The sequence below is a fragment of the Pseudomonas sp. AN-1 genome, from assembly GCF_034057115.1.
Classification (GTDB): domain Bacteria; phylum Pseudomonadota; class Gammaproteobacteria; order Pseudomonadales; family Pseudomonadaceae; genus Geopseudomonas.
In genome coordinates this window covers 422,071-445,255 of the sequence record NZ_CP139195.1, presented here as the reverse complement: position 1 = coordinate 445,255, position 23,185 = coordinate 422,071, and the positions used below count along the sequence as shown (strand labels likewise).

Genomic DNA, 23,185 nt, shown 5'->3' with positions numbered 1-23,185 from the left:
CGGGCTCGCCTGCTGCACAGCCCTGGCTCACCCCGCACCCATCTTGCGTACCGGCCAGCTGCAGCGCACCGCCCGCCTGCGGCTGCAAGCCATTGATTTACTGGGCTCTCGCCTCGCTCGCAGGGCGAACTGCAGGGGCGTCAGCGGCCCGCTGCGGGTGCGCCAGCAAAACTGGCAAGCCCCTTGCAAAGGTGATTGCACATCCGTCTTCGGATCGCCAACGGCGGTGATCGGGACGAACTGACAAAGACGTCAAAAGCCAGCTGATCCCTGCAGGATCGGCGCGCTTGCGACGTCTTTTTTCGTTTCTGACCTTTGGGAAATCGCCATGCACATTCGCAGTCACCGTCGTTTCGTCAAGCATGCCCTGGCCGCCGCCGCCCTGCTGCTCGCCCCGCTGGCCAGCTCCGTCGCCCTGGCCGCCGATCCAGAGAAGGAAGAGCTCAAGCTCGGCTTCATCAAGCTCACCGACATGGCGCCGTTGGCCATCGCCTACGAGAAGGGCTACTTCGAGGACGAAGGCCTGTACGTCACCCTCGAGGCGCAGGCCAACTGGAAGGTGCTGCTCGACCGGGTGATCACCGGCGAACTGGACGGTGCGCACATGCTGGCCGGCCAGCCGCTGGGCGCCACCATCGGCTTCGGCACCAAGGCCGAGGTGGTCACCGCCTTCTCCATGGACCTCAACGGCAACGGCATCACCGTCTCCAACGCCGTGTGGGAGGAAATGAAAAAGCACGTGCCGATGCAGGACGGCAAGCCGGTCCACCCGATCAAGGCCGACGCGCTCAAGCCGGTGATCGAGCAGTACAAGGCCCAGGGCAAGCCGTTCAACCTCGGCATGGTGTTCCCGGTGTCCACCCACAACTACGAGCTGCGCTACTGGCTGGCCGCCGGCGGCATCAACCCCGGCTACTACGCCCCGGCCAAGGGCGACATCACCGGCACCCTCAGCGCCGACGCCCTGCTCTCGGTGACCCCGCCGCCGCAGATGCCGGCCACCCTCGAGGCCGGCACCATCAGCGGCTACAGCGTGGGCGAGCCGTGGAACCAGCAGGCGGTATTCAAGGGCATCGGCGTGCCGGTGATCACCGACTACGAGATCTGGAAGAACAACCCGGAGAAGGTCCTCGGCGTGTCCAAGGCCTGGGCCGACGCCAACCCGGAAACCCACAAGCGCCTGGTCAAGGCGCTGATCCGCGCCGCCATGTGGCTGGACGAGAACGACAACGCCAACCGCGCCGAGGCGGTGCAGATCCTCGCTCGCCCCGAGTACGTCGGCGCCGACGCCAAGGTGATCGCCAACTCGATGACCGGCACCTTCGAGTACGAGAAGGGCGACAAGCGCGAAGTCCCGGACTTCAACGTGTTCTTCCGCTACAACGCCACCTACCCCTACTACTCCGACGCCATCTGGTACCTGACCCAGATGCGCCGCTGGGGCCAGATCGGCGAGAACCAGCCGGACAGCTGGTACTTCGAGACCGCCCGGAAGGTCTACCAGCCGCAGACCTACCAGGCGGCCGCCGCCGAACTGGTCGCCGAGGGCAAGGCCAAGGCCTCCGACTTCCCGCCGGCCGGCGAGGAAGGCTTCCGCGCGCCGAGCAGCGACTTCATCGACGGCCTCACCTATGACGGGCGCCAGCCGAACGCGTACATCGAGCAGTTCAAGATCGGCCTTAAGGCCGACTCCGCGCTGTGATGCCCGATCCGTCCCGGGAGCCGGCCACGCCGGCTCCCCTCAGCCCCGAGGACCAGACGATGAGCAATCCCGCCGTCGCCAAACCGATCAAGGACACCATCAAGTCCGCCCACAAGGCCGCGCTGATCCAGCGCTGGATGCCCGCCCTGCTGCTGCCCGCCGCCGGCATCCTGGCCTTCCTGCTGTTCTGGCAGGTCGTCGCCGGCAGCATCGACACCAGCCTGGGCAAGTTCCCCGGCCCGACTCAGGTGGTCGGCCAGTTCACCAGCCTGGTACAGGAGCATGTCGCCGAGCAGCGCAAGGCCGACGACTTCTACGCCCGCCAGGAAGCGCGCAACGCCGAGCGCCTGGCCAAGGACCCCGAGGCCAAGGTGACCGTGCGCCCGTACACCGGCAAGCCGACCTTCTTCAAGCAGATCCTCACCAGCCTGTACACGGTGATGACCGGCTTCGCCCTCGCCTCGCTGCTGGCCATCCCGCTGGGCATCGTCTGCGGCCTGAGCAAGCCGATCTACAGCGCCATCAACCCGCTGATCCAGGTGTTCAAGCCGGTGTCGCCGCTGGCCTGGCTGCCATTGGTGACCATGGTGGTCAGCGCCGTCTACACCAGCGCCGATCCGCTGCTGGCCAAGTCCTTCGTCACCTCGGCCTTCACCGTGGCGCTGTGCTGCCTGTGGCCGACGGTGATCAACACCACGGTCGGCGTCGCCAACCTGGACAAGGACCTGCTCAACGTCAGCCGCGTGCTCAGCCTGTCGCCGCTCGAACACGTGCGCCGCATCGTGCTGCCCGCCGCCATCCCGATGATCTTCACCGGCCTGCGCCTGTCGCTGGCCACCGGCTGGATGGTGCTGATCGCCGCCGAGATGCTGGCGCAGAACCCGGGCCTCGGCAAATTCATCTGGGACGAGTTCCAGAACGGCAGCTCCAACTCCCTCGGCCGCATCATGGTCGCCGTGCTGACCATCGGCCTGATCGGCTTCGTCCTCGACCGTCTCATGCTCGGCCTGCAACGCCGCGTCAGCTGGGACAAGAACGCCGACCTGCGCTAAGGAGATCGTCATGAGCAACGCACACCTCGAACTGACCGGCGTCGGCATCAGCTTCCCCACCGACAAGGGCCTGTTCTGCGCCCTGCAGGGCGTCAACCTGAAGATCGCCAAGGGCGAGTTCGTCTCGCTGATCGGCCACTCCGGCTGCGGCAAGTCCACCGTGCTCAACATCGTCGCCGGCCTCTACCAGGCCAGCACCGGCGGGGTGATCCTCGACGGCAAGGAGGTCAACGCCCCCGGCCCGGAGCGCGCGGTGGTGTTCCAGAACCACAGCCTGCTGCCCTGGCTGACCTGCTACCAGAACATCGAACTGGCCGTGCAGCAGGTGTTCAGGGGCAAGAAGGGCAAGGCGGAAATGCGCGAGTGGATCGAGTACAACCTCGACCTGGTGCACATGACCCACGCGCGCGACAAGCGCCCCAGCGAGATTTCCGGCGGCATGAAGCAGCGCATCGGCATCGGCCGCGCGCTGGCCATGCAGCCCAAGGTGCTGCTGATGGACGAGCCGTTCGGCGCCCTCGACGCCCTGACCCGCGCCCACCTGCAGGACTCGCTGATGGAGATCCACGCCGACCTCGGCAACACGGTGATCATGATCACCCACGACGTCGACGAGGCCGTGCTGCTCTCCGACCGCATCGTGATGATGAGCAACGGCCCGGCGGCCACCGTCGGCGACATCCTCGACGTCGACCTGGCCCGCCCGCGCGAGCGCATGGCCCTGGCCCACGATCCGCGCTACCACGAGTACCGCGCCGCGGTGCTGGAGTTCCTCTACCAGCGCCAGAAGCGCCCGGCCGCCTGACACCCGTCCTGCCGCATGCGCCTGGCCGCAACCGCTGATCGGCCAGGCGCATGCAAGGGCGGCTGGTCGATGGCATCGCGCTATACCTGTTGAAGCGGCCAGCCTCGACAGGAGATCTCCATGCTGCCCTTGCGTACCCTGCTCCCCGTCGCCCTGCTGGCGGCCCTTCCCCTGCTCCCGGCCCAGGCCGACGAGCACCTGATCGAACGCGGCCGCTATCTGGTGCAGATTTCCGGCTGCAACGACTGCCACACCTCCGGCTACCTGATGGCGCCGGGCAAGGTGGCCGAGAGCGACTGGCTCAAGGGCGACAGCCTCGGCTGGTACGGCCCCTGGGGCACCACCTACCCCAGCAACCTGCGCCTGGTGCTGCCCAAGCTCAGCGAGAGCCAGTGGCTGGCGCTGGCGCGAAGCGCCAACTACCGCCCGCCAATGCCCAACCAGACCCTGCACCACATGACCGACGAGGACCTGCGCGCCATCTACCAGCTGGTCAAGCACCTCGGCCCGGCCGGCGAGCCGGCGCCCATGGCGCTGCCGCCCGGCGACACGCCGGAGGGGCCGGTGGTGATGTTCCCCATGCCGCCGGCCGCCAGCAAATAGCCGGCAGCCCGCCGGACGCCCCGTGGCGGCGCACGATGCGCCGCCACGCCCTCTTTTGAATCACGCCCGACTCCTCTGGTGAACCCCAGACGGCCATTTTCCAAGCCCTCGGCACATTGGCACAGCTCTTGCTGAAGCTCTGGCAACGGCAGCCAATGGCGGCTGCCGCACTGACGACAAAGGCGTCGCATCACCCAGCCCCGGCTGGCGTGCTGCGACGCCTTTGTCGTTTCACGCCCCAATGCCCGGGGCGGGCCGCTGCCGCGTGATCCGCGCAGCGGCCCAGTGACCCTTTCCCCCAGCGGTGGCTCTGCCACCAGCGCCCGGCCACAAGCCCGGCGTTATCCGGGGGACTGGCGCGGCCTGCCGACCAGGCTCGCTTGCGCGCCAGCCCCCGGTCTTTTGCGAACTTTGGATCCGAGGTGTCAGATGAACACGAGTTTCTGGAAAGCCGGCCACACGCCAACCCTGTTCGCCGCATTTCTCTATTTCGACCTGAGCTTCATGGTCTGGTACGTGCTCGGCCCGCTGGGCGTGCAGATCGCCGCCGACCTCGGCCTGACCACCCAGCAACGGGCGATGATGGTCGCCACGCCGATCCTCGCCGGCGCCGTGCTGCGCTTCCTGATGGGCCTGTTCGCCGACCGCACCTCGCCGAAGACCGCCGGCCTGGTCGGCCAGGCGATCGTCATCGCCGCCCTCGCCGTGGCCTGGCTGCACGGCGTGCACAGCTACCAGCAGGCCCTGCTGCTCGGCCTGTTCCTCGGCTTCGCCGGCGCTTCCTTCGCCGTCGCCCTGCCGCTGGCCTCGCAGTGGTACCCGGCGCAGCACCAGGGCAAGGCCATGGGCATCGCCGGCGCCGGCAACTCCGGCACCGTGCTCGCCGCGCTGTTCGCCCCGCTGCTGGCCAGCGCCTTCGGCTGGAACAACGTGTTCGGCCTGGCGCTGATCCCGCTGGTGCTGACCCTGATCATCTTCGCCGCCGTGGCGAAGAACGCCCCCGAGCGGCCCAAGCCCAAGGCGCTCGGCGACTACCTGAAGGCGCTCACCGACCGCGACAGCTGGTGGTTCATGCTGTTCTACAGCGTCACCTTCGGCGGCTTCCTCGGCCTGGCCAGCACACTGCCCGGCTACTTCCACGACCAGTACGGCTTCGACCCGGTCAAGGCCGGCTACTACACCGCCGCCTGCGTGTTCGCCGGCAGCCTGCTGCGCCCGCTGGGCGGCGCCCTGGCCGACCGCATCGGCGGCATCCGCACCCTGCTGGTGATGTACACCGTGGCCTCGCTGTGCATCGCCGCGGTCGGCTTCAACCTGCCCAGCTCGACCGCCGCGCTGGCGCTGTTCGTGGTCGCCATGCTCAGCCTGGGCGCCGGCAACGGCGCGGTGTTCCAGCTGGTGCCGCAGCGCTTCCGCCAGACCATCGGCGTGATGACCGGGCTGATCGGCATGGCCGGCGGCATCGGCGGCTTCGCCCTGACCGCGGGCCTGGGCGCGGTCAAGCAGTCCACCGGCGACTACCAGCTCGGCCTGTGGCTGTTCGCCGCCCTCGGCGTGGTCGCCTGGATCGGCCTGCACAGCGTCAAGCTGCGCTGGCGCACCACCTGGGGCTCGGCGGCGGTGACCGCGGCGCGGGTCTAGGATGCCATGATCGTGCCCACGCTCCCGCGTGGGCACGCCGCCTGGAGCGCTCCGGCGCTCCCTGGGCGCGGAGCGCCCAGCCTCCCGGCTCCCACGCCGGAGCGTGGGAGCCATCGACATTGCGCCCCCAACCTGACAGGACCGTCCCATGCCCCTGCACCTGACCATCGGCGAAGCCAGCGCCACCGGCCCGCGAGCCGAGAACCAGGACGCCATCCGCGTGGTGACCCCGGCGCCGGCGCTGGCCGCCAGCAAGGGCCACCTGCTGGCCCTGGCCGACGGCGTCAGCCAGTGCGCCGACGGCGGTCTGGCCGCCCGCGCCACCCTGCAGGCGCTGGCGCTGGATTACTACGCCACCCCGGAAACCTGGCCGGTAGCGCAGTCGCTGGATCGCCTGCTGGTCGCCCACAACCGCTGGCTGCACAGCGCCGGCGGTGGCCAGCCGCTGCTCACCACCCTCACCGCCCTGGTGCTGCGCGGGCGGCGCTTCACCCTCGCCCACGTCGGCGACTGCCGCGCCTACCGCTGGCACGCCGGCAGGCTGCAGCGCCTGACCTGCGAGCACGTCTGGGAGCAGGAGGGCATGCAGCACGTGCTCAAGCGCGCCCTCGGCCTCGACCAGCACCTGGTGATGGACTACCTGGACGGCGACCTGCAGGCCGGCGAGACCTTCCTGCTGCTGTGCGACGGCATCTGGGCGACCCTCGACGACGGCGTGATCCGCGACATCCTCGCCACCGAGCGCGAGCCGCAGGCGATCGCCGATGCCCTGGTCGCCACCGCCCACCATGCCGGCAGCCAGGACAACGCCAGCGCCGTGGTGGTGCGCATCGACGAACTGCCGGAAGCCAGCCTGGCCGACGCCCTCGCCAGCCTGCCCGAGTGGCCGCTGCCGCCGCGCCTGCGCGACGGCCAGGACTTCGAGGGCTGGCGGGTCGAAGGCCTGCTCGCCGAGAGCCGCCAGTCGCTGCTGTACCGGGTGCGCGACGGCCAGGGCCGTCCCTGGCTGCTCAAGACCCTGCCGGGAAGCCGCAGCGATGAGCCCGGCGCCCAGCAGGCGCTGCTGCAGGAGGAATGGTTCCTGCGCCGGGTCGCCGGCCTCGGCTTCCCCGAGGTGCACGGCCTGCCGCAGCGCCAGCACCTGTACTTCGTCATGCGCGAGTACTCCGGGCAGACCCTGGCCGCCCGTCTGGAGCAGCAGGGGCCGCTGCCGCTGGCCGACTGGCTGCAGATCTCGCGCAGCCTGCTGCGCGCCCTCGGCCAGTTGCACCGGCGCAACATCCTGCACCGCGACATCAAGCCGGAGAACCTGCTGGTCGGCGACGGCGGCGAGCTGCTGCTGCTCGACTTCGGCCTCGCCTACTGCCCCGGCCTGTCCGCCGACGAGGCGCACAGCCTGCCCGGCACGCCCAGCTACATCGCTCCGGAAGCCTTCGCCGGCGCCGCGCCGGAGCCGCGCCAGGACCTGTTCGCCGCCGGCGTCTGCCTGTACCGCCTGCTCACCGGCCAGTATCCCTACGGCGAACTGGAGCCGTTCCAGCAGCCGCCCAACAAGGCGCCGACCACCGCCAGCCGCTACCGCCCGGACCTGCCGGCTTGGCTCGACGAGCTGCTGCTCAGGGCGCTGGCGAGCAATCCCGCCCAGCGCTTCGAGACCGCCGAGGAATGGCTGCTGGCCCTCGACCAGGGCGAGCGCCGCGCCCGCGACCTGCCCGCCCGCCCGCTGCTCGAACGCGAGCCGCTGAAGTTCTGGCGCGGCCTGGCGCTGGTTTCGCTGCTGGTCAACCTGATCCTGCTGGTGATGGCACTCAAGCCGTAGCCTGCCGCCCGGCCCGGGCCGGCCATTGCGTCCCGGCGCTTGGCCGGGCCGGTCACTGTTGCGCGGCGGCCCGCGGCGAACCGGCCAGCGCCTCGTCGACCATCTGCAGGAAGGTATCGATGATCCGCCGCGTACGCTGTTCGCGCAGGCACACCAGGGTTTCGGTCATCTGCCGCCGGCAGTCGCGGATCGGCAGCGCGTGCACCTGCGGGTGCTCGCCCAGCTCCGCCGCCGACACCACGCCCACCCCCATACCCGCCAGCACCAGCTCGCGCACCGCCTCGCGGCCCTCGACCTCGATGGCCGGGCGCAGGCGCAGGCCGGCCTGCTGCATCTCCTCCTCGAGCAGCTGGCGGGTCATCGAACCCTGCTCGCGCAGCACCATCGGCAGGTCGTCGAGGTCGGCCAGGACGATGTCGTGGCGCTGCGCCCACGGATGGCTGCGCGCGACGAAGGCCACCAGCGGGCCGCTGCTCAGGGTCTGGCACAGCAGGCGCGCGTCCTCCACCGGGCGGCCGAGCACCGCTAGGTCGGCGCGGTAGTCGAACAGGCGGCCGAGGGCCTCGTCGGTATTGCCGGTGACCAGGCTGATGCGGATGCCGGGGTAGCGCGCGTTGAAGCGGGCGATATAGGGCAGCACATGCACCGGCGAGTCCACCGCCAGGGTCAGCTGGCCGCTGCGCAGGGCGCGCGAGCTGGACAGCAGCTCCTCGGCCTCGCCCTCGGCGGCGAACAGCCGCTGGGTGATGGCCAGCAGGCGCTCGCCCAGCTCGCTGAGCTGCACCGAGCGCTTGGTGCGGTGGAACAGCTGCACCCCGTAGAGTTCCTCGAGCTTGCGCACCTGGTCGGAAATCGCCGGCTGGCTGAGGAACAGGCGCTCGGCCGCGCGGGTGAAGCCGCCGTGCACCGCCACCGCGTGGAAGGCCTTGAGCTGGGCATGGGAGATCGCCATCGGATTTCTCGCAGTAATAAGCTGTAGTTGTTTTTGAAATATCATAAAACGATTTTATTTATTAGTGCCGAATTGGTTTGATCGTCGCCAGGCAGTCACCCGCTGCGTCCTACCGAACAGGAGACGATCATGAGCAAAGCCGAATTCATCGCCACATCCCAGCCGCTGCCCGCGCCGGCGCTGGGCGAGCCCTACCTGCTCACCCCCGGCCCGCTGACCACCTCGCTGGCCACCAAGCAGGCCATGCTGCGCGACTGGGGTTCGTGGGACGGCGAGTTCAACCAGGTCACCGCCGAGATCCGCCGCGAGCTGGTGGCGATGGCCGGGGTGGCGGACGACAGCTACGTCTGCGTGCCCGTGCAGGGCAGCGGCACCTTCGCCGTCGAGGCGGCGCTGGCCGCCGCGGTGCCGCGCGACGGCAAGGCGCTGGTGCTGATGAACGGCGCCTACGGCAAGCGCGCCCGGCAGACCCTCGACTACCTCGGCCGCGCCCATGTCAGCCTGGACAAGGGCGACTACCTGCCGCCGCAGCCTGAGGAGGTCGACCAGCTGCTGCGCGACAACCCCGACGTCACCACGGTGTTCCTGGTCCACTGCGAGACCAGCTCGGGCATCCTCAACCCGCTGCGCGAGATCGCTGCGGTGGTCAAGGCGCACGGCAAGCTGCTGATGGTCGACGCCATGAGCTCGTTCGGCGCGGTGCCGCTGACCGTCGACGCCATCCCCTTCGACATCCTGGTGTCCTCGGCCAACAAGTGCATCGAGGGCATCCCCGGCTTCGGCTTCGTCATCGCCCGCCGCGATCTGCTCGAGCAGTCCAGGGGGCGCTTCCACTCGCTGAGCCTCGACCTGTTCGAGCAGTGGCAGTACATGGAGCGCAGCGGCCAGTGGCGCTTCACCCCGCCGACCCACAGCGTGATGGCCTTCCGCGCCGCACTCGAGCAGCACCGCGCCGAGGGTGGCGTCGCCGGGCGCCTGGCGCGCTACTCGCGCAACCGCGACGTGCTGGTGGCCGGCATGCGCGCCCTGGGCTTCCGCACCCTGCTGGAGGACCGTTGGCTGTCGCCGATCATCACCACCTTCTTCTGCCCCGAGCACCCCAACTTCGAGTTCAAGCGCTTCTACGACGAGCTGAAACAGCGCCAGTTCATCATCTACCCCGGCAAGCTGACCCTCGCCGAGAGCTTCCGCATCGGCCACATCGGCCAGATCGACGAGGGCATCGTCCAGCAGCTGCTGCGCGCCATCGCCGAATCGCTGGCGGCCATGCAGGTGGACATCCGCGGCCCGGCCGCCTGAAGCGCAGGCCGCCTGAACCGCAGGCCGCGAGCCCCGCTGGCTCGCGGCAGCCCACCCCACGGCGGCACGCGCGAGACCGATCGACGGTCCTTCGCACGTGGCGCCCGGCGCGATAACAAGAACGACTTCCAGCTTTGAACTGCCGATTCCTACAAGCAAAAGAGGCCAGATTCATGACGCAGCACGCGAGCGGTTCGTCCTTCCGATTGTTCAGCAGCGATCTCCAGCGCTGGCGCTGGCAGATCTTCGCCATCACCTGGCTGGCCTACGCCGCCTTCTACTTCACTCGCAAGGCCTTCTCGGTGGCCAAGCTCGGCATCGGCGAGGACCCCGACTTCGCCCTCGACAAGGCCGCCATGGCCAACCTCGACGCTCTCTACCTCGGCGCCTACGCCGTCGGCCAGTTCGTCTGGGGCGTGTTCGCCGACCGCTTCGGTACCCGCGTGGTGGTGTTCGGCGGCCTCTTGGTCTCGGCGCTGGCCGCCCTGCTGATGGGCACCTTCGCCACCCTGCCGATCTTCGCCACCTGCATGGTGGTGCAGGGTCTGGCGCAGTCCACCGGCTGGTCGGGGCTGTGCAAGAACATCGGCTGCTTCTTCGCCACCCGCGAGCGTGGCCGCGTGCTCGGCCTGTGGAGCAGCTGCTACGCCTTCGGCGGTCTGGTCGCCGCGCCCTTCACCGGCTGGTGGGCCTACCAGGCATTCGGCGACTGGCGCATGGCCTTCGTCTCCGGCGCAGCGGTGGTGGCAGTGGTCGCCGTGCTGTTCCTCTGGCTGCAGCGCAACCGCCCGCAGGACGTCGGCCTGCCGGCGGTGGAGGAGGAGCACGCCGCGGTGGGCGAGCACCCGGGCTTCTGGGAGTCGCTGCGCACCATCCTACGCAACCGCACCGTGCTGGTGCTCGGCCTGGCCTACTTCCTGCTCAAGCCGGCGCGCTACGCGATCCTGTTCTGGGGGCCGGTGATGGTCTACGAGCGCATGCCGGAGCTGGGCAAGGTGGCCGCCGCGCTGGTGCCGTCGGCGTTCGAGGTCGCCGGCCTGGTCGGCCCGGTGCTGATCGGCCTGCTCTCCGACCGGCTGTTCGGCGCACGCCGCTTCCCGGCCTGCGTGCTCAGCCTGCTGGCCCTGGCAGTGGTGCTCGCCCTGTTCGTCCCGGCCATGCAGAGCGGCAGCGTGCTGCTGGTGGTCGGCCTGCTGTTCCTGATGGGCCTGACCCTGTACGGGCCGGACTCAATGATCAGCAGCTCGGCGGCCATCGACTACAGCAAGGGCGCCGCCGGCACCGCCTCGGGCTTCGTCAACGGCTGCGGCTCCACCGGCGCCATCCTCGGTGGCCTGCTGCCCGGCTACTTCGACACCGAAACCGTGTTCCTCTGCTTCACCGTCACCGCGCTGGTGGCCACCGTACTGCTCATCCCGCACTGGAACAGCCGGCCGCAGGGCAGCGCCGAACCGGCCGTGGCCGGCAGCCCGCGCAAGGCCCTGGCCTGAACACACCCCCTTCATCCGCCGTCATCCGGAGTAACGAAAATGAACTATCAAGCACCCACCCAGCTGCAAGCCGCCATCCTCGACTGGGCCGGCACCGTGGTCGACTTCGGCTCCTTCGCGCCGACCCAGATCTTCGTCGAGGCGTTCGCCGAGTTCGGCGTGGAAGTCAGCCTGGCCGAGGCCCGCGGGCCGATGGGCATGGGCAAGTGGGACCACATCCGCACCCTGTGCGACGTGCCGGAGATCGCCGAACGCTACCGGGCGCGCTTCGGCCGCCTGCCCAGCGACGCCGACGTCACCGCCATCTACGAGCGCTTCATGCCGCTGCAGATCGAGAAGATCGCCGAGCACTCGGCGCTGATCCCCGGTGCCCTGGAAGCCATCGCCGCGCTGCGCGGCAAGGGCCTGAAGATCGGCTCCTGCTCGGGCTACCCGGCGGTGGTGATGGACAAGGTGGTCAAGCTGGCCGCCAGCAACGGCTACCTCGCCGACCACGTGGTGGCCACCGACGAGGTGCCCAACGGCCGTCCGCACCCGGCCCAGGCGCTGGCCAACGTGATCGCCCTCGGCATCAGCGACGTCGCCGCCTGCGTCAAGGTCGACGACACCTGGCCGGGCATCCTCGAGGGGCGCAGCGCCGGCATGTGGACGGTGGCGCTGACCATGTCCGGCAACGCCCTCGGCCTGACCTACGCCGAGTACCAGGCGCTGCCGGAGGAGCGCCGCGCCGCCGAGCGGGCGCGCATCGCCCAGCTGTTCGAGGGCGCGCGCCCGCACTACCTGATCGACACCATCGCCGAGCTGCCGGCGGTGATCGACGACATCAACGCCCGCCTGCAGCGCGGCGAGACGCCGCAAGGCTGCTGATGCCGCTCCGGGGCCGCTGCGGCGGCCCCGGCCTTCGCCACAAGACCGACAACAGAGGCCGCCAGATGATCTATGCACAACCGGGCACCGCCGGTGCCATCGTTTCCTTCAAGCCGCGCTACGGCAACTACATCAACGGTGAGTTCGTCGCGCCGGTCAACGGCCGCTACTTCACCAACACCACGCCGATCACCGGCGAAGACATCGCCGAATTCCCGCGCTCCACCGCCGAAGACATCGAGCTGGCGCTGGACGCCGCCCACGCCGCCGCCGACGCCTGGGGCCGCACCGCGGTACAGGACCGCGCCAACATCCTGCTCAGAATCGCCGACCGCATCGAGCAGAACCTGGAAGTGCTCGCCGTCGCCGAGACCTGGGACAACGGCAAGGCCGTGCGCGAGACCCTGAATGCCGACGTGCCGCTGGCCGCCGACCACTTCCGCTACTTCGCCGGCTGCATCCGCGCCCAGGAAGGCAGCGCCGCCGAGATCAACGACACCACCGCCGCCTACCACTTCCACGAGCCGCTGGGCGTGGTCGGCCAGATCATTCCGTGGAACTTCCCGCTGCTGATGGCCGCCTGGAAGCTGGCCCCGGCGCTGGCCGCCGGCAACTGCATCGTGCTGAAGCCGGCCGAGCAGACTCCGCTGTCGATCACCGTGCTGCTGGAGATCATCGGCGACCTGCTGCCCAAGGGCGTGCTCAACGTGGTGCAGGGCTTCGGCCGCGAAGCCGGCGAGGCGCTGGCCACCAGCAAGCGCATCGCCAAGATCGCCTTCACCGGATCGACTCCGGTGGGGTCGCATATCCTCAAGTGCGCCGCCGAGAACATCATCCCCAGCACCGTCGAGCTGGGCGGCAAGTCGCCGAACATCTTCTTCGAAGACATCATGCAGGCGGAGCCTGCGTTCATCGAGAAGGCCGCCGAGGGCCTGGTGCTGGCCTTCTTCAACCAGGGCGAGGTGTGCACCTGCCCGTCGCGCGCGCTGATCCAGGAGTCGATCTATGACGAGTTCATGGCCGAGGTCATGAAGAAGGTCAAGCAGATCAAGCGCGGCAACCCGCTGGACACCGAGACCATGGTCGGCGCCCAGGCGTCCAACCAGCAGTTCGAGAAGATCCTCTCCTACATGGACATCGCCCGCGAGGAAGGTGCCGAGATCCTCACCGGCGGCGCCGCCGAGAAGCTCGAAGGCAGCCTGGCCAGCGGCTACTACGTGCAGCCGACCCTGATCAAGGGCACCAACGACATGCGCGTGTTCCAGGAGGAGATCTTCGGCCCGGTGGTCGGCGTGACCACCTTCAAGGACGAGGCCGAGGCGCTGGCGATCGCCAACGACACCGAGTTCGGCCTGGGCGCCGGCGTGTGGACCCGCGACATCAACCGCGCCTACCGCATGGGCCGCGGCATCAAGGCCGGCCGCGTGTGGACCAACTGCTACCACCTGTACCCGGCGCACGCCGCCTTCGGTGGCTACAAGAAGTCCGGCGTGGGCCGCGAGACCCACAAGATGATGCTCGACCACTACCAGCAGACCAAGAACCTGCTGGTCAGCTACGACATCAAGCCGCTGGGCTTCTTCTGACCCTGCCGTTCTCCACGCGCCCCGACGCAAGGGTCGGCAGGTCGGAGCCGTCCGGGGTGGCTGCCGGTTTCCCTCAGTTTCCGGCAGCACCTCTTCACAGCGCGGCTTCGGCCGCGCTTTTTTTCCATGCCCCGCGCTCCGGCCGCGACTTCGGCAGCCCCGGGCCGCTCAGTTGCCCGGTCAGACCGCTCTCCCGCTGCCAGTGGAGTACGGCTGGCATTAAAATGAACCCCCAATCCCCGGAAGCGACGGCGTTGAGCAGCGAACTGAAGGCTTTCTACCAGGTGGCGCAACTGGGCAGCATCACCCAGGCGGCGAAGAAGCTCGGCCTCAGTCAGCCGACGGTGACCACCCAGATCCGCCAGCTGGAGGCGCGCTACGGCATCGAGCTGTTCTACCGCGGCGGCCGCCGGCTGACCCTCAGCGATGCCGGCGCCGAGCTGCTGCCCAGGGTGCGCGCGCTGCTGCAGCAGGAAGCCGACATCGAGTTCTTCCTGCGCAACAGCGGCCAGCAGCAGGGCAGCCTGCGCCTCGGCGCCACCGCGCCCTACTACGTGCTCGACCTGCTCAAGCGCTTCCGCGAGCGCCTGCCCAGCGTCGAGGTGGCGGTGCAGATCGGCAACTCCCAGGAGGTGCTGGAGGCGCTCGACGAGTTCCGCGTCGACCTCGCCGCCTCCTCGCAGCGCCTCGACGATCCGCGCCTGGTGCGCCTGGAACTGGGCCGCGACCCACTGGTGCTGGCGGTGCACCGCGAGCATCCGCTGGCGGCGCTGAGCAGCGTGCCGCTGGCCGCCCTGGCCCGCCACTGCCTGCTGATGCGCGAGGCCGGCTCCACCACCCGCGAACTGACCGAGCGGATGCTCATGGATGCCGGCGTGCGCCCGCAGGCACTGCTGGAGATCGGCAGCCGCGAGTCGATCCGCGAGGCGGTGCTGCGCAACATCGGCGTCAGCATCATCGCCCGTCACGAGGTGCCGCACAGCCCGGAGCTGCGCGTGCTGGCGCTGGAGGGCGCGCCGCAGATCGTCGAATACCTGTACTGCCTGAAGGAACGCCGCCTGGCCCGCCTGCCGGCGGCCTTCCTCGCCGTGGCCCGCGAGGCCGCCGCACAGCCGGACTGAAAACCCGGCTTCACAAAAATCCCGATGCATCCATCGGCAGGTTTTGCCCAACTGCCACAGGGCTTTCGCACAGTCCGCCTAGCATGACCCTCGTCGCGTCATACCGCTCCACGAGGAACGCATCATGCTCCCCACGTCCACCCCGCACCTGCGCGTGCACGATCTGCGCAAGCGCTTCGGCAGCTTCACCGCCCTCGACGGCGTGTCCCTGGACATCGCCGCCGGCGAGCTGGTCTGCCTGCTCGGCCCCTCCGGCTGCGGCAAGACTACCCTGCTGCGCTGCGTGGCCGGCCTCGAGCGCCAGGACGGCGGCACCCTGCACATCGGTGCCCGCAACATCTCCGCGCTGCCGCCGCAGGCCCGCGACTACGGCATCCTGTTCCAGTCCTACGCGCTGTTCCCCAACCTGACCGTCGAGCAGAACATCGCCTATGGCCTGACCGGCAGCGAGCGCGAGGCGATCCGCGCGCGGGTCGCGCAGATGCTCGAGCTGGTCGGCCTGACCGGCAGCGAGAAGAAGTATCCCGGCCAGCTCTCCGGCGGCCAGCAGCAGCGCGTCGCCCTGGCCCGCGCGCTGGCCCCGGCGCCCTCGCTGCTGCTGCTTGACGAGCCGATGTCGGCGCTCGACGCCCGCGTGCGCGAGCACCTGTGCACCGAGCTGCGCGCCCTGCAGCGCCAGCTCGGCATCACCACCCTGATGGTCACCCACAACCAGGACGAGGCCATGCTGATGGCCGACCGCATCGCGGTGATGAACCACGGCCGCGTCGAGCAGTACGCCACCCCAAGGGAGATCTACGCCCAGCCGGCCAGCCCGTTCGTCGCCGAGTTCGTCGGCCAGGGCAACTGGCTGCCGTTCGAGCGCAGCGGCGAGGGCTTCGCCCGGGTCGGCAACCTCGACCTGCGCCTGCCGGTGGCGGCCGGCGCCGAGCGCGGCCGGCTGTTCTGCCGCCCCGAGGCCATCGTCATCAACCCGCCGGTGCACGAGCCGAACCTGTGCCGCGCGCAGATGCGCGAGATCACCTTCCTCGGCAACCGCTGCCGGCTGAGCTTCGAGCTGGCCGAGCTGCCTGGCCACGCCCTGCAGGCCGAGGTCGCCCCCGAGGCGCTGCCGCACCCGGCCGGCGAGCTGTGGGTCGCCCTGCCGCCGCACCGCCTGCAGGTGTTCGCCTGACATGCACAGCACCCTCTCCCTCCCCGCCGGCGCCCGCGCCGGCCTGCGCTGCGCCCGCGCCGACCGCCTGTTCGTCGACGGCGGCAAGTGGCTGATGCTCGCCCTCCTCGTCCTCGCCGTGCTGCTGCCGCTGACCGCCATGCTCTGGCGCGGTTTTGCCGGCGAGCCGGGCCAGGGCGGCGGCCTCGCCGCTGCGGCCGAGCTGCTGGCCAGCGCCAACTTCCGCTGGCTGCTCGGCAACAGCCTCAAGGTCGCGCTGACCGTGGCGCTGATCGTGGTGCCGCTGGCCTACCTGTTCGCCTACGCCCTGCAGCGCACGCTGATCCCGGCCAAGGGCCTGTGGCGCGGCATCTCCCTGCTGCCGCTGTTGGCGCCGTCGATGCTGCCGGGCATCGCGCTGATCTACCTGTTCGGCAACCAGGGGCTGCTGCGCGAGCTGCTGGACGACAACATCTACGGCTTCTGGGGCATCGTCCTCGGCGAGGCGATCTACACCTTCCCCCACGCGCTGATGATCCTGCTCTCGGCGCTGGCGCTGGCCGACGCGCGGCTGTTCGACGCCGCGGCGAGCATGGGCGCGAGTCCCTGGAAGGCGTTCCGCAGCATCACCTGGCCGGGCAGCCGCCAGGGCGTATTCGCCGCCTTCTGTCTGGTGTTCACCCTGACCATCACCGACTTCGGCGTGCCGGTAGTGATCGGCGGCGACTACCAGGTGCTGGCGCTGGAGGCCTACAAGGCGGTGGTCGGCCAGCAGCAGTTCGGCCGCGGCGCGCTGATCGGCCTGGTGCTCCTGGTGCCGGCGCTGCTCAGCTTCGCGGTCGACGCCTGGCTGCGCCGCCGCCAGCGCGAGGCGATGAGCGGTCGCGCCCAGGTGTTCCGCCCGCAGCCTGCACCGCGCCGCGACGCCGCCTTCCTCGCCGTGGTGATCGCCCTGTGCAGCCTGCTCCTGCTGGTGTTCGGCATGGCGGTGTACTCGTCGCTGGTCGCCTTCTGGCCGTACAACCTGTCGCTGTCGCTGCGCCACTACGCCTTCGCCGACCTGCCCGGCGGCTGGCAGCCGTACTTCAACAGCCTGCTGATGGCCTCCGCCAGCGCGCTGATCGGCGGTTTCCTGATCTTCACCGGCGCCTGGCTGCTGGAGAAGACCCGCCAGGACGCCCTCACCCAGGTCCTGCGCCTGCTGTGCTTCGTGCCCATGGCGGTGCCCGGTCTCGTGCTCGGCCTCGGCTACGTGTTCTTCTTCAACCTGCCGGGCAACCCGCTCGGCGGCCTGTACGGCAGCCTGCTGCTGCTCACCCTGTGCACCGTGGCGCATTTTTTGAGCACCGCGCAGATCACCGCCAGCACCGCGCTGCGCCAGCTCGACGGCGAGTTCGAGGCCGCCGCCCTGTCACTGCGCGTGCCGCTGTTCCGCCACTACCTGCGCGTCACCCTGCCGCTATGCCTGCCGGCGCTGCTGGACATCGTCCGCTACCTGTTCGTCTCGGCGATGACCACGGTGTCGGCGGTGATCTTCCTCTACAGCCCGGACAGCATGCTCGCCGCCATCGCCGTGCTGAACATGGACGACGCCGGCAACGTCGGCGGCGCTGCCGCCATGTCCACCCTGATCCTGCTCACTTCCGCCGCCGTGTCCCTGCTGCTGGCCGCCGCCTCGCGCGGCCTGCTGCGCCGCAGCCAGGCCTGGCGCCAGGACCCGAATCCCTGACTCACTCCCGGAGAACCACCATGCTCAAACGTCTCGCCCTCGCCATCGCCGTAGCCGCCGGCCTCAGCCTGCAGGCCCAGGCCGCCACCGAACTGACCGTCTACACCGCCCTCGAGGTGGAGCAGCTCAAGGCCTACAAGGAAGCCTTCGAGAAAAAGCACCCGGACATCGAGATCCGCTGGGTTCGCGACTCCACCGGCATCATCACCGCCAAGCTGCTGGCCGAGAAGGATCGCCCGCAGGCCGACGCGGTCTGGGGCCTGGCCGCCTCCAGCCTGGCGATCCTCGACCAGCAGGGCATGCTGGAGGCCTACGCGCCGCAGAACCTCGCCAACATCGATACCAAGTACCGCGACGCCGCCAATCCGCCGAGCTGGGTCGGCATGGACGTGTGGGCCGCCACCGTGTGCTTCAACCACGTCGAGGCCGAAAAGCAGGGCCTGCCCAAGCCGGTACGCTGGGAGGACCTCACCGACCCGGTGTACCAGGGCAAGATCGTCATGCCCAACCCGGCCTCCTCCGGCACCGGCTACCTGGACGTCAGCGCCTGGCTGCAGACCTTCGGCGAGCAGCAGGGCTGGGCGTTCATGGACAAGCTGCACGCCAACATCGGCCAGTACACCCACTCCGGCTCCAAGCCGTGCAAGCTGGCCGCCGCCGGCGAGTTCCCGATCGGCATCTCCTTCGAGTACCCCGCCATCCAGCTGCAGCGCCAGGGCGCGCCGCTGGACATCGTGCTGCCCAAGGAGGGTCTCGGCTGGGAGGTGGAGGCCACCGCCATCCTCAAGGGCAGCGATGCCGGGGAGGCGGCGCGCAAGCTCGCCGACTTCGCCGCCAGTCCGGAGGCCATGCAGCTGTACAGCAAGAACTTCGCCGTGCTGGCCCAGCCGGGCATCGCCCAGCGCATCAGCGAGCTGCCGGCCGACTACGAGCAGCGCCTGATCGCCAACGACTTCGCCTGGGCCTCGAAGGAGCGCGAGCGCATCCTCGCCGAGTGGCGCCAGCGCTACGACGGCAAGTCCGAGAAGCAGTGAGGAGCCCGGCATGAGCAACCACTGCGACATCGCCATCGTCGGCGCCGGCATCCTCGGCCTGGCTCACGCCTATGCCGCCGCCCGTCGCGGCCTCAAGGTGCGCGTGTTCGAGCGCAGCGAGCGCGCCCTCGGCGCCTCGGTGCGCAACTTCGGCATGGGCCTGATCACCGGCCAGGCGCCCGGCCCGATGCTCGACCTGGCCCGCGCCAGCCGGCCGATCTGGGCCGGCTGGGCCGCGGCCGCGGGCTTCGCGGTCAAGCGCGAGGGCTCGCTGCTGTTCGCCCGCAGCGAAGCCGAGGAACGGCTGCTGGAAGCCTTCTGCGCCGGCCGCGCCCGCGAGCACGGCTACCGCGTCGAGCTGCTCGGCCGCGAGGCGCTGGGCAGCATCTACGCCGGCCGCTTCCGCCACCACCGCGCCGCCCTGCACGGCTTCGACGACCAGCAGCTGTACTCGCGCGAGGCACTGCCGGCGCTGGCCGCCTGGCTGGCCCGCGAGTTCGACGTGGAGTTCCATTTCGCCACCCTGGTGCGCGACGTCGAGCCGGGCCTGCTGCACACCACCGCCGGGCGCTTCCAGGCGGGGCAGATCGTCGTCTGCTCCGGTCACGACTACCTGACCCTGCTCGCCGAGCAGCTGCGCGCGCTGGAGCCGCAGGTCTGCCGCCTGCAGATGCTGCGCGTCGCCCCGCAGCAGGCGCTGGACCTGCAGCATGCGGTGCTCACCGGCCTGTCCGGCGTGCACTACGGCGCCTTCGCCGACCTGCCGGAAGCCGAGGCGGTGCGCCAGCAGATCCGCCGCGAGTGCCCGGCGCTGGAGCGCTTCGGCATCCACCTGCTGGTCAGCCCGACGCCGAGTGGCGAGCTGATCATCGGCGACTCCCACGACTACGGCCAGGACGCCTCGCCGTTCAACGCCGAGGAAGTCGACCGGCTGCTGCTGCAACTGGCCGAGCACACCCTGGCCACCCCGCTGCGGGTGGTCGAGCGCTGGCAGGGGGTGTACGGCGGGCGCGGACCGGCGCCGTTCTCGGTCACGAAAGCCGCCGAGGGCGTCACCGCCATGCTGATGCATACGGGCCTCGGCATGAGCGTCGGCCCGGCGCTGGGCGAGCGGACCATTGCGGCGCTGCTCGGCGAGCCGGCCGGCTGACGGGAGGAGGCACGCACCATAACGACGCAAGCCGCATCAAAGCGGTGCCGATCCATGCGCTCGATTAGGCACTCCCCGGCGCAAACTCCACCAATAGCCGCATCAGAGAATCTGGCACGTTATCTGCTTTAGAGAATTCGACAATTCATCGAGCGTAACCCTCAACGGCGAGGGGCGCGCTCCCCGAGCGATTCGGGATCCGGACAAAGGCGTCCTGCTGGCAACGGCAGGACGCCTTTTTTGTTTTCGCAGGTCGGTTTCCGCGATGGGAGAGAAACCATGAACAAGCTCAAGCTGGTGATGGTCGGCAATGGCATGGCCGGGGTGCGGACCCTGGAGGAGCTGCTCAAGCTCGCGCCGGACATGTACGACATCACCGTGTTCGGCGCCGAGCCGCACCCCAACTACAACCGCATCCTGCTCTCCCCGGTACTGGCCGGCGAACAGACCTTCGAGGAGATCATTCTCAACGACCTCGACTGGTACAGGGACAACGGCATCGACCTGCGCCTGGGTTGCAAGGTGGTCGACATCGACCGCCACGCTCACAAGGTGATCGCCGAGGACGGCAGCGAACTGCACTACGACCGCCTGCTCATCGCCACCGGCTCCAACCCGTTCATCCTGCCGATTCCCGGCAAGGACCTGCAGGGCGTGATCGGCTACCGCGACATCGCCGACACCGTGACCATGATGGAAACCGCGAAGACCCACAGGCACGCCGTGGTGATCGGCGGCGGCCTGCTCGGCCTGGAAGCCGCCAACGGTCTGAAGATGCGCGGCATGGACGTCACCGTGGTGCACCTCGGCGACTGGCTGCTCGAGCGCCAGCTCGACAGGACTGCCGGCCAGCTGCTGCAGAGCGCCCTGGAGGCGCGCGGCATCCAGTTCCGCCTGAGCACCCAGACCGCCGCCCTGCTCGACGACGGCGACGGCCGCGTGTGCGCCGCCCAGTTCGCCAACGGCGACGTGATCCCCGCCGACCTGGTGGTGATGGCCGCCGGCATCCGCCCCAACACCGAGCTGGCCGAGCGCGCCGGCCTGCCGTGCAACCGCGGCATCCTGGTCGACGACACCCTGCAGACCTTCGACCCGCGCATCTACTCGGTCGGCGAGTGCGCCAACCACCGCGGCATCGCCTACGGCCTGGTCGCCCCGCTGTTCGAGCAGGCCAAGGTCTGCGCCAACCACCTGGCCCAGCTCGGCTTCGCCCGCTACGAAGGCTCGGTGACCTCGACCAAGCTCAAGGTCACCGGCATCGACCTGTTCTCCGCCGGCGACTTCATGGGCGCGGACGGCACCGAGACCATCACCCTCTCCGACCCCATCGGCGGCGTGTACAAGAAGCTGGTGATCAAGGACGACGTGCTGGTCGGCGCCTGCCTGTACGGCGACACCGCCGACGGCAGCTGGTACTTCCGGCAAATCCGCGAGAACCACAACGTCGCCGAGATCCGCGACCACCTGATGTTCGGCGAGAACGCCCTCGGCGATGCCGGCCACCAGGGCCAGGACAAGGCCGCGGCGATGCCTGACGACATGGAAGTGTGCGGCTGCAACGGCGTGTGCAAGGGCAGCATCGTCAAGGCCATCCAGGAGCACGGCCTGTTCAGCCTCGACGAGGTGAAGAAGCACACCAAGGCGGCCAGCTCCTGCGGCTCGTGCACCGGCCTGGTCGAGCAGATCCTGATCAACACCGTCGGCGGCGCCGCCGACGTCAAGCCCAAGAGCGAGAAACCGGTGTGCGGCTGCACCGACTACAACCATGGCCAGGTGCGCAAGGTCATCCGCGAGCAGCACCTGACCTCGCTGGCCGACACCATGGCCTTCATGGAGTGGCGCACCCCCAACGGCTGCGCCACCTGCCGCCCGGCGCTCAACTACTACCTGATCTCCACCTGGCCGGGCGAGGCCAAGGACGATCCGCAGTCGCGCCTGATCAACGAGCGCTCGCACGCCAACATCCAGAAGGACGGCACCTACTCGGTGGTGCCGCGCATGTGGGGCGGCGTGACCAACCCGTCCGAGCTGCGCCGCATCGCCGACGTCGCCGACAAGTACCAGATCCCGATGGTCAAGGTCACCGGCGGCCAGCGCATCGACCTGCTCGGGGTGAAGAAGGAAGACCTGCCGGGGGTGTGGAAGGACCTCGACATGCCTTCCGGCCACGCCTACGGCAAGTCCATCCGCACCGTGAAGACCTGCGTGGGCTCCGAGTTCTGCCGCTTCGGCACGCAGAACTCGACGCAGATGGGCATCGACCTGGAGCACGCCCTGTTCGGCATGTGGTCGCCGCACAAGGTCAAGCTGGCGGTCTCCGGCTGCCCGCGCAACTGCGCCGAATCGGGCATCAAGGACGTCGGCATCATCGGCGTGGATTCCGGCTGGGAGCTGTACGTCGGCGGCAACGGTGGCATCAAGACCGAGGCCGGCGAGTTCTTCGTCAAGGTCAGGAGCGCCGAGGAGGTCATGGAATACAGCCTGGCCTTCCTGCAGCTGTACCGCGAGGAGGCCTTCTACCTGGAGCGCACCGTGCACTACATGCACCGCGTCGGCCTCGAGCACATCAAGAAGATCGTCCTGGAGGACGAAGCCCGCCGCAAGGAACTGCACCAGCGCCTGCTGTTCGCCCTGTCCTTCGAGCAGGACCCGTGGAAGCAGCAGATCGAGACCCCGGCGCTGAAGAAGGAGTTCGAGCGCATCCCGGTCAAGGTGGTGGAACCCGCCTGACCCCGCCCTGCCAGGGGCGGGTCCTGCCGGTCGGCGTCCAGGAAAACGCCCACCGGCAGGACCGGCACCTGCCACCCGCCGCCGCGAGCGACCGAACGAGATTGAGGAGAAACGACATGAACTGGCTGGATATCTGCGCCCTGGAAGAGATCAACGTGCTCGGCGCGCGCATCGTCGCCGGGCCCAAGGGCGACATCGCGCTGTTTAGAACTTCCGCAGATGAAGTGTTCGCCATTGACGACCGCTGCCCGCACAAGGGCGGCCCGCTGTCCCAAGGGCTGATCTACGGCAAGCGCGTCGCCTGCCCGCTGCACAACTGGCAGATCGACCTGGAAAGCGGCCAGGCGCTGGAGCCGGACGTCGGCTGCAGCCACAAGTACCCGGTCAAGGTCGAGGGCGGCCGCGTGCTGCTGGCCCTGAAGACCCTGCAGGACTGCGCCTGACCCGCAACA

General features: G+C 69.3%; 18 protein-coding genes. 17 read left to right on the top strand and 1 reads right to left on the bottom strand.

The annotated features are described in order from the left end of the window. The first annotated feature begins 328 nt into the window (after positions 1 to 328). The 6 genes from SK095_RS02080 (at position 329) to SK095_RS02055 (ending at position 7,622) form a co-directional block, all read left to right on the top strand. Positions 329 to 1,702 (top strand): CmpA/NrtA family ABC transporter substrate-binding protein, encoded by a 1,374-nt coding sequence (locus tag SK095_RS02080; protein ID WP_320547670.1) that lies wholly within the window; start codon positions 329 to 331, stop codon positions 1,700 to 1,702. Between the two features lie 59 nt (positions 1,703 to 1,761). Next, positions 1,762 to 2,754 (top strand): ABC transporter permease, encoded by a 993-nt coding sequence (locus tag SK095_RS02075; RefSeq protein WP_320547669.1) that lies wholly within the window; start codon positions 1,762 to 1,764, stop codon positions 2,752 to 2,754. A gap of 10 nt (positions 2,755 to 2,764) precedes the next feature. After that, positions 2,765 to 3,559 (top strand): ABC transporter ATP-binding protein, encoded by a 795-nt coding sequence (locus SK095_RS02070; RefSeq protein WP_320547668.1) that lies wholly within the window; start codon positions 2,765 to 2,767, stop codon positions 3,557 to 3,559. A 120-nt stretch (positions 3,560 to 3,679) separates the two neighbouring features. Further along, positions 3,680 to 4,162 carry a cytochrome C gene (locus tag SK095_RS02065; RefSeq protein ID WP_136490986.1) on the top strand — a complete coding sequence of 161 codons (483 nt, stop codon included), beginning with the start codon at positions 3,680 to 3,682 and terminating at the stop codon, positions 4,160 to 4,162. 429 nt (positions 4,163 to 4,591) lie between these two features. Beyond that, positions 4,592 to 5,803 carry a nitrate/nitrite transporter gene (locus SK095_RS02060; RefSeq protein ID WP_136490985.1) on the top strand — a complete coding sequence of 404 codons (1,212 nt, stop codon included), beginning with the start codon at positions 4,592 to 4,594 and terminating at the stop codon, positions 5,801 to 5,803. 148 nt (positions 5,804 to 5,951) lie between these two features. Then, positions 5,952 to 7,622, top strand: a complete 1,671-nt coding sequence (locus SK095_RS02055; RefSeq protein ID WP_136490984.1) for a bifunctional protein-serine/threonine kinase/phosphatase — start codon at positions 5,952 to 5,954, stop codon at positions 7,620 to 7,622. A 52-nt stretch (positions 7,623 to 7,674) separates the two neighbouring features. Here SK095_RS02055 and SK095_RS02050 read toward each other — a convergent pair whose 3' ends face one another. After that, the gene (locus SK095_RS02050; protein WP_136490983.1) at positions 7,675 to 8,574 is read right to left on the bottom strand and encodes a LysR substrate-binding domain-containing protein; all 900 of its coding nucleotides are present in this window, start codon (positions 8,572 to 8,574) and stop codon (positions 7,675 to 7,677) included. A gap of 129 nt (positions 8,575 to 8,703) precedes the next feature. Between SK095_RS02050 and SK095_RS02045 the strand changes: the two genes are divergently transcribed. The 11 genes from SK095_RS02045 to nirD all read left to right on the top strand — a co-directional run bounded on the left by SK095_RS02045 (position 8,704) and on the right by nirD (position 23,176). Then, positions 8,704 to 9,873, top strand: a complete 1,170-nt coding sequence (locus tag SK095_RS02045) for a 2-aminoethylphosphonate--pyruvate transaminase (protein ID WP_320547667.1) — start codon at positions 8,704 to 8,706, stop codon at positions 9,871 to 9,873. A 173-nt stretch (positions 9,874 to 10,046) separates the two neighbouring features. Further along, positions 10,047 to 11,363: an MFS transporter gene (locus SK095_RS02040; RefSeq protein WP_320547666.1), complete on the top strand. Its 1,317-nt coding sequence runs from the start codon at positions 10,047 to 10,049 to the stop codon at positions 11,361 to 11,363. 39 nt (positions 11,364 to 11,402) lie between these two features. Then, positions 11,403 to 12,230, top strand: coding sequence for a phosphonoacetaldehyde hydrolase (gene phnX / locus SK095_RS02035; RefSeq protein WP_320547665.1), 828 nt, complete (start codon positions 11,403 to 11,405; stop codon positions 12,228 to 12,230). A 65-nt stretch (positions 12,231 to 12,295) separates the two neighbouring features. Beyond that, positions 12,296 to 13,816: an aldehyde dehydrogenase family protein gene (locus SK095_RS02030; RefSeq protein WP_320547664.1), complete on the top strand. Its 1,521-nt coding sequence runs from the start codon at positions 12,296 to 12,298 to the stop codon at positions 13,814 to 13,816. 254 nt (positions 13,817 to 14,070) lie between these two features. Continuing rightward, positions 14,071 to 14,937, top strand: a complete 867-nt coding sequence (locus SK095_RS02025; protein ID WP_236574726.1) for a LysR substrate-binding domain-containing protein — start codon at positions 14,071 to 14,073, stop codon at positions 14,935 to 14,937. A 124-nt stretch (positions 14,938 to 15,061) separates the two neighbouring features. Beyond that, positions 15,062 to 16,111, top strand: coding sequence for a putative 2-aminoethylphosphonate ABC transporter ATP-binding protein (locus tag SK095_RS02020; RefSeq protein ID WP_201486561.1), 1,050 nt, complete (start codon positions 15,062 to 15,064; stop codon positions 16,109 to 16,111). A gap of 1 nt (position 16,112) precedes the next feature. Continuing rightward, on the top strand, positions 16,113 to 17,819 hold the full coding sequence (locus SK095_RS02015; protein WP_201486562.1) for a putative 2-aminoethylphosphonate ABC transporter permease subunit: 1,707 nt from the start codon (positions 16,113 to 16,115) through the stop codon (positions 17,817 to 17,819). A gap of 20 nt (positions 17,820 to 17,839) precedes the next feature. Beyond that, complete coding sequence (locus SK095_RS02010; protein ID WP_201486563.1) at positions 17,840 to 18,853, top strand: putative 2-aminoethylphosphonate ABC transporter substrate-binding protein; 1,014 nt, start codon at positions 17,840 to 17,842, stop codon at positions 18,851 to 18,853. Positions 18,854 to 18,863: 10 nt separating this feature from the next. Then, on the top strand, positions 18,864 to 20,003 hold the full coding sequence (locus SK095_RS02005) for a TIGR03364 family FAD-dependent oxidoreductase (RefSeq protein WP_320547663.1): 1,140 nt from the start codon (positions 18,864 to 18,866) through the stop codon (positions 20,001 to 20,003). 279 nt (positions 20,004 to 20,282) lie between these two features. Next, positions 20,283 to 22,733 carry a nitrite reductase large subunit NirB gene (gene nirB / locus SK095_RS02000; RefSeq protein ID WP_320547662.1) on the top strand — a complete coding sequence of 817 codons (2,451 nt, stop codon included), beginning with the start codon at positions 20,283 to 20,285 and terminating at the stop codon, positions 22,731 to 22,733. 116 nt (positions 22,734 to 22,849) lie between these two features. Beyond that, the gene (nirD, locus tag SK095_RS01995; protein WP_320547661.1) at positions 22,850 to 23,176 is read left to right on the top strand and encodes a nitrite reductase small subunit NirD; all 327 of its coding nucleotides are present in this window, start codon (positions 22,850 to 22,852) and stop codon (positions 23,174 to 23,176) included. Positions 23,177 to 23,185: the final 9 nt, after the last annotated feature.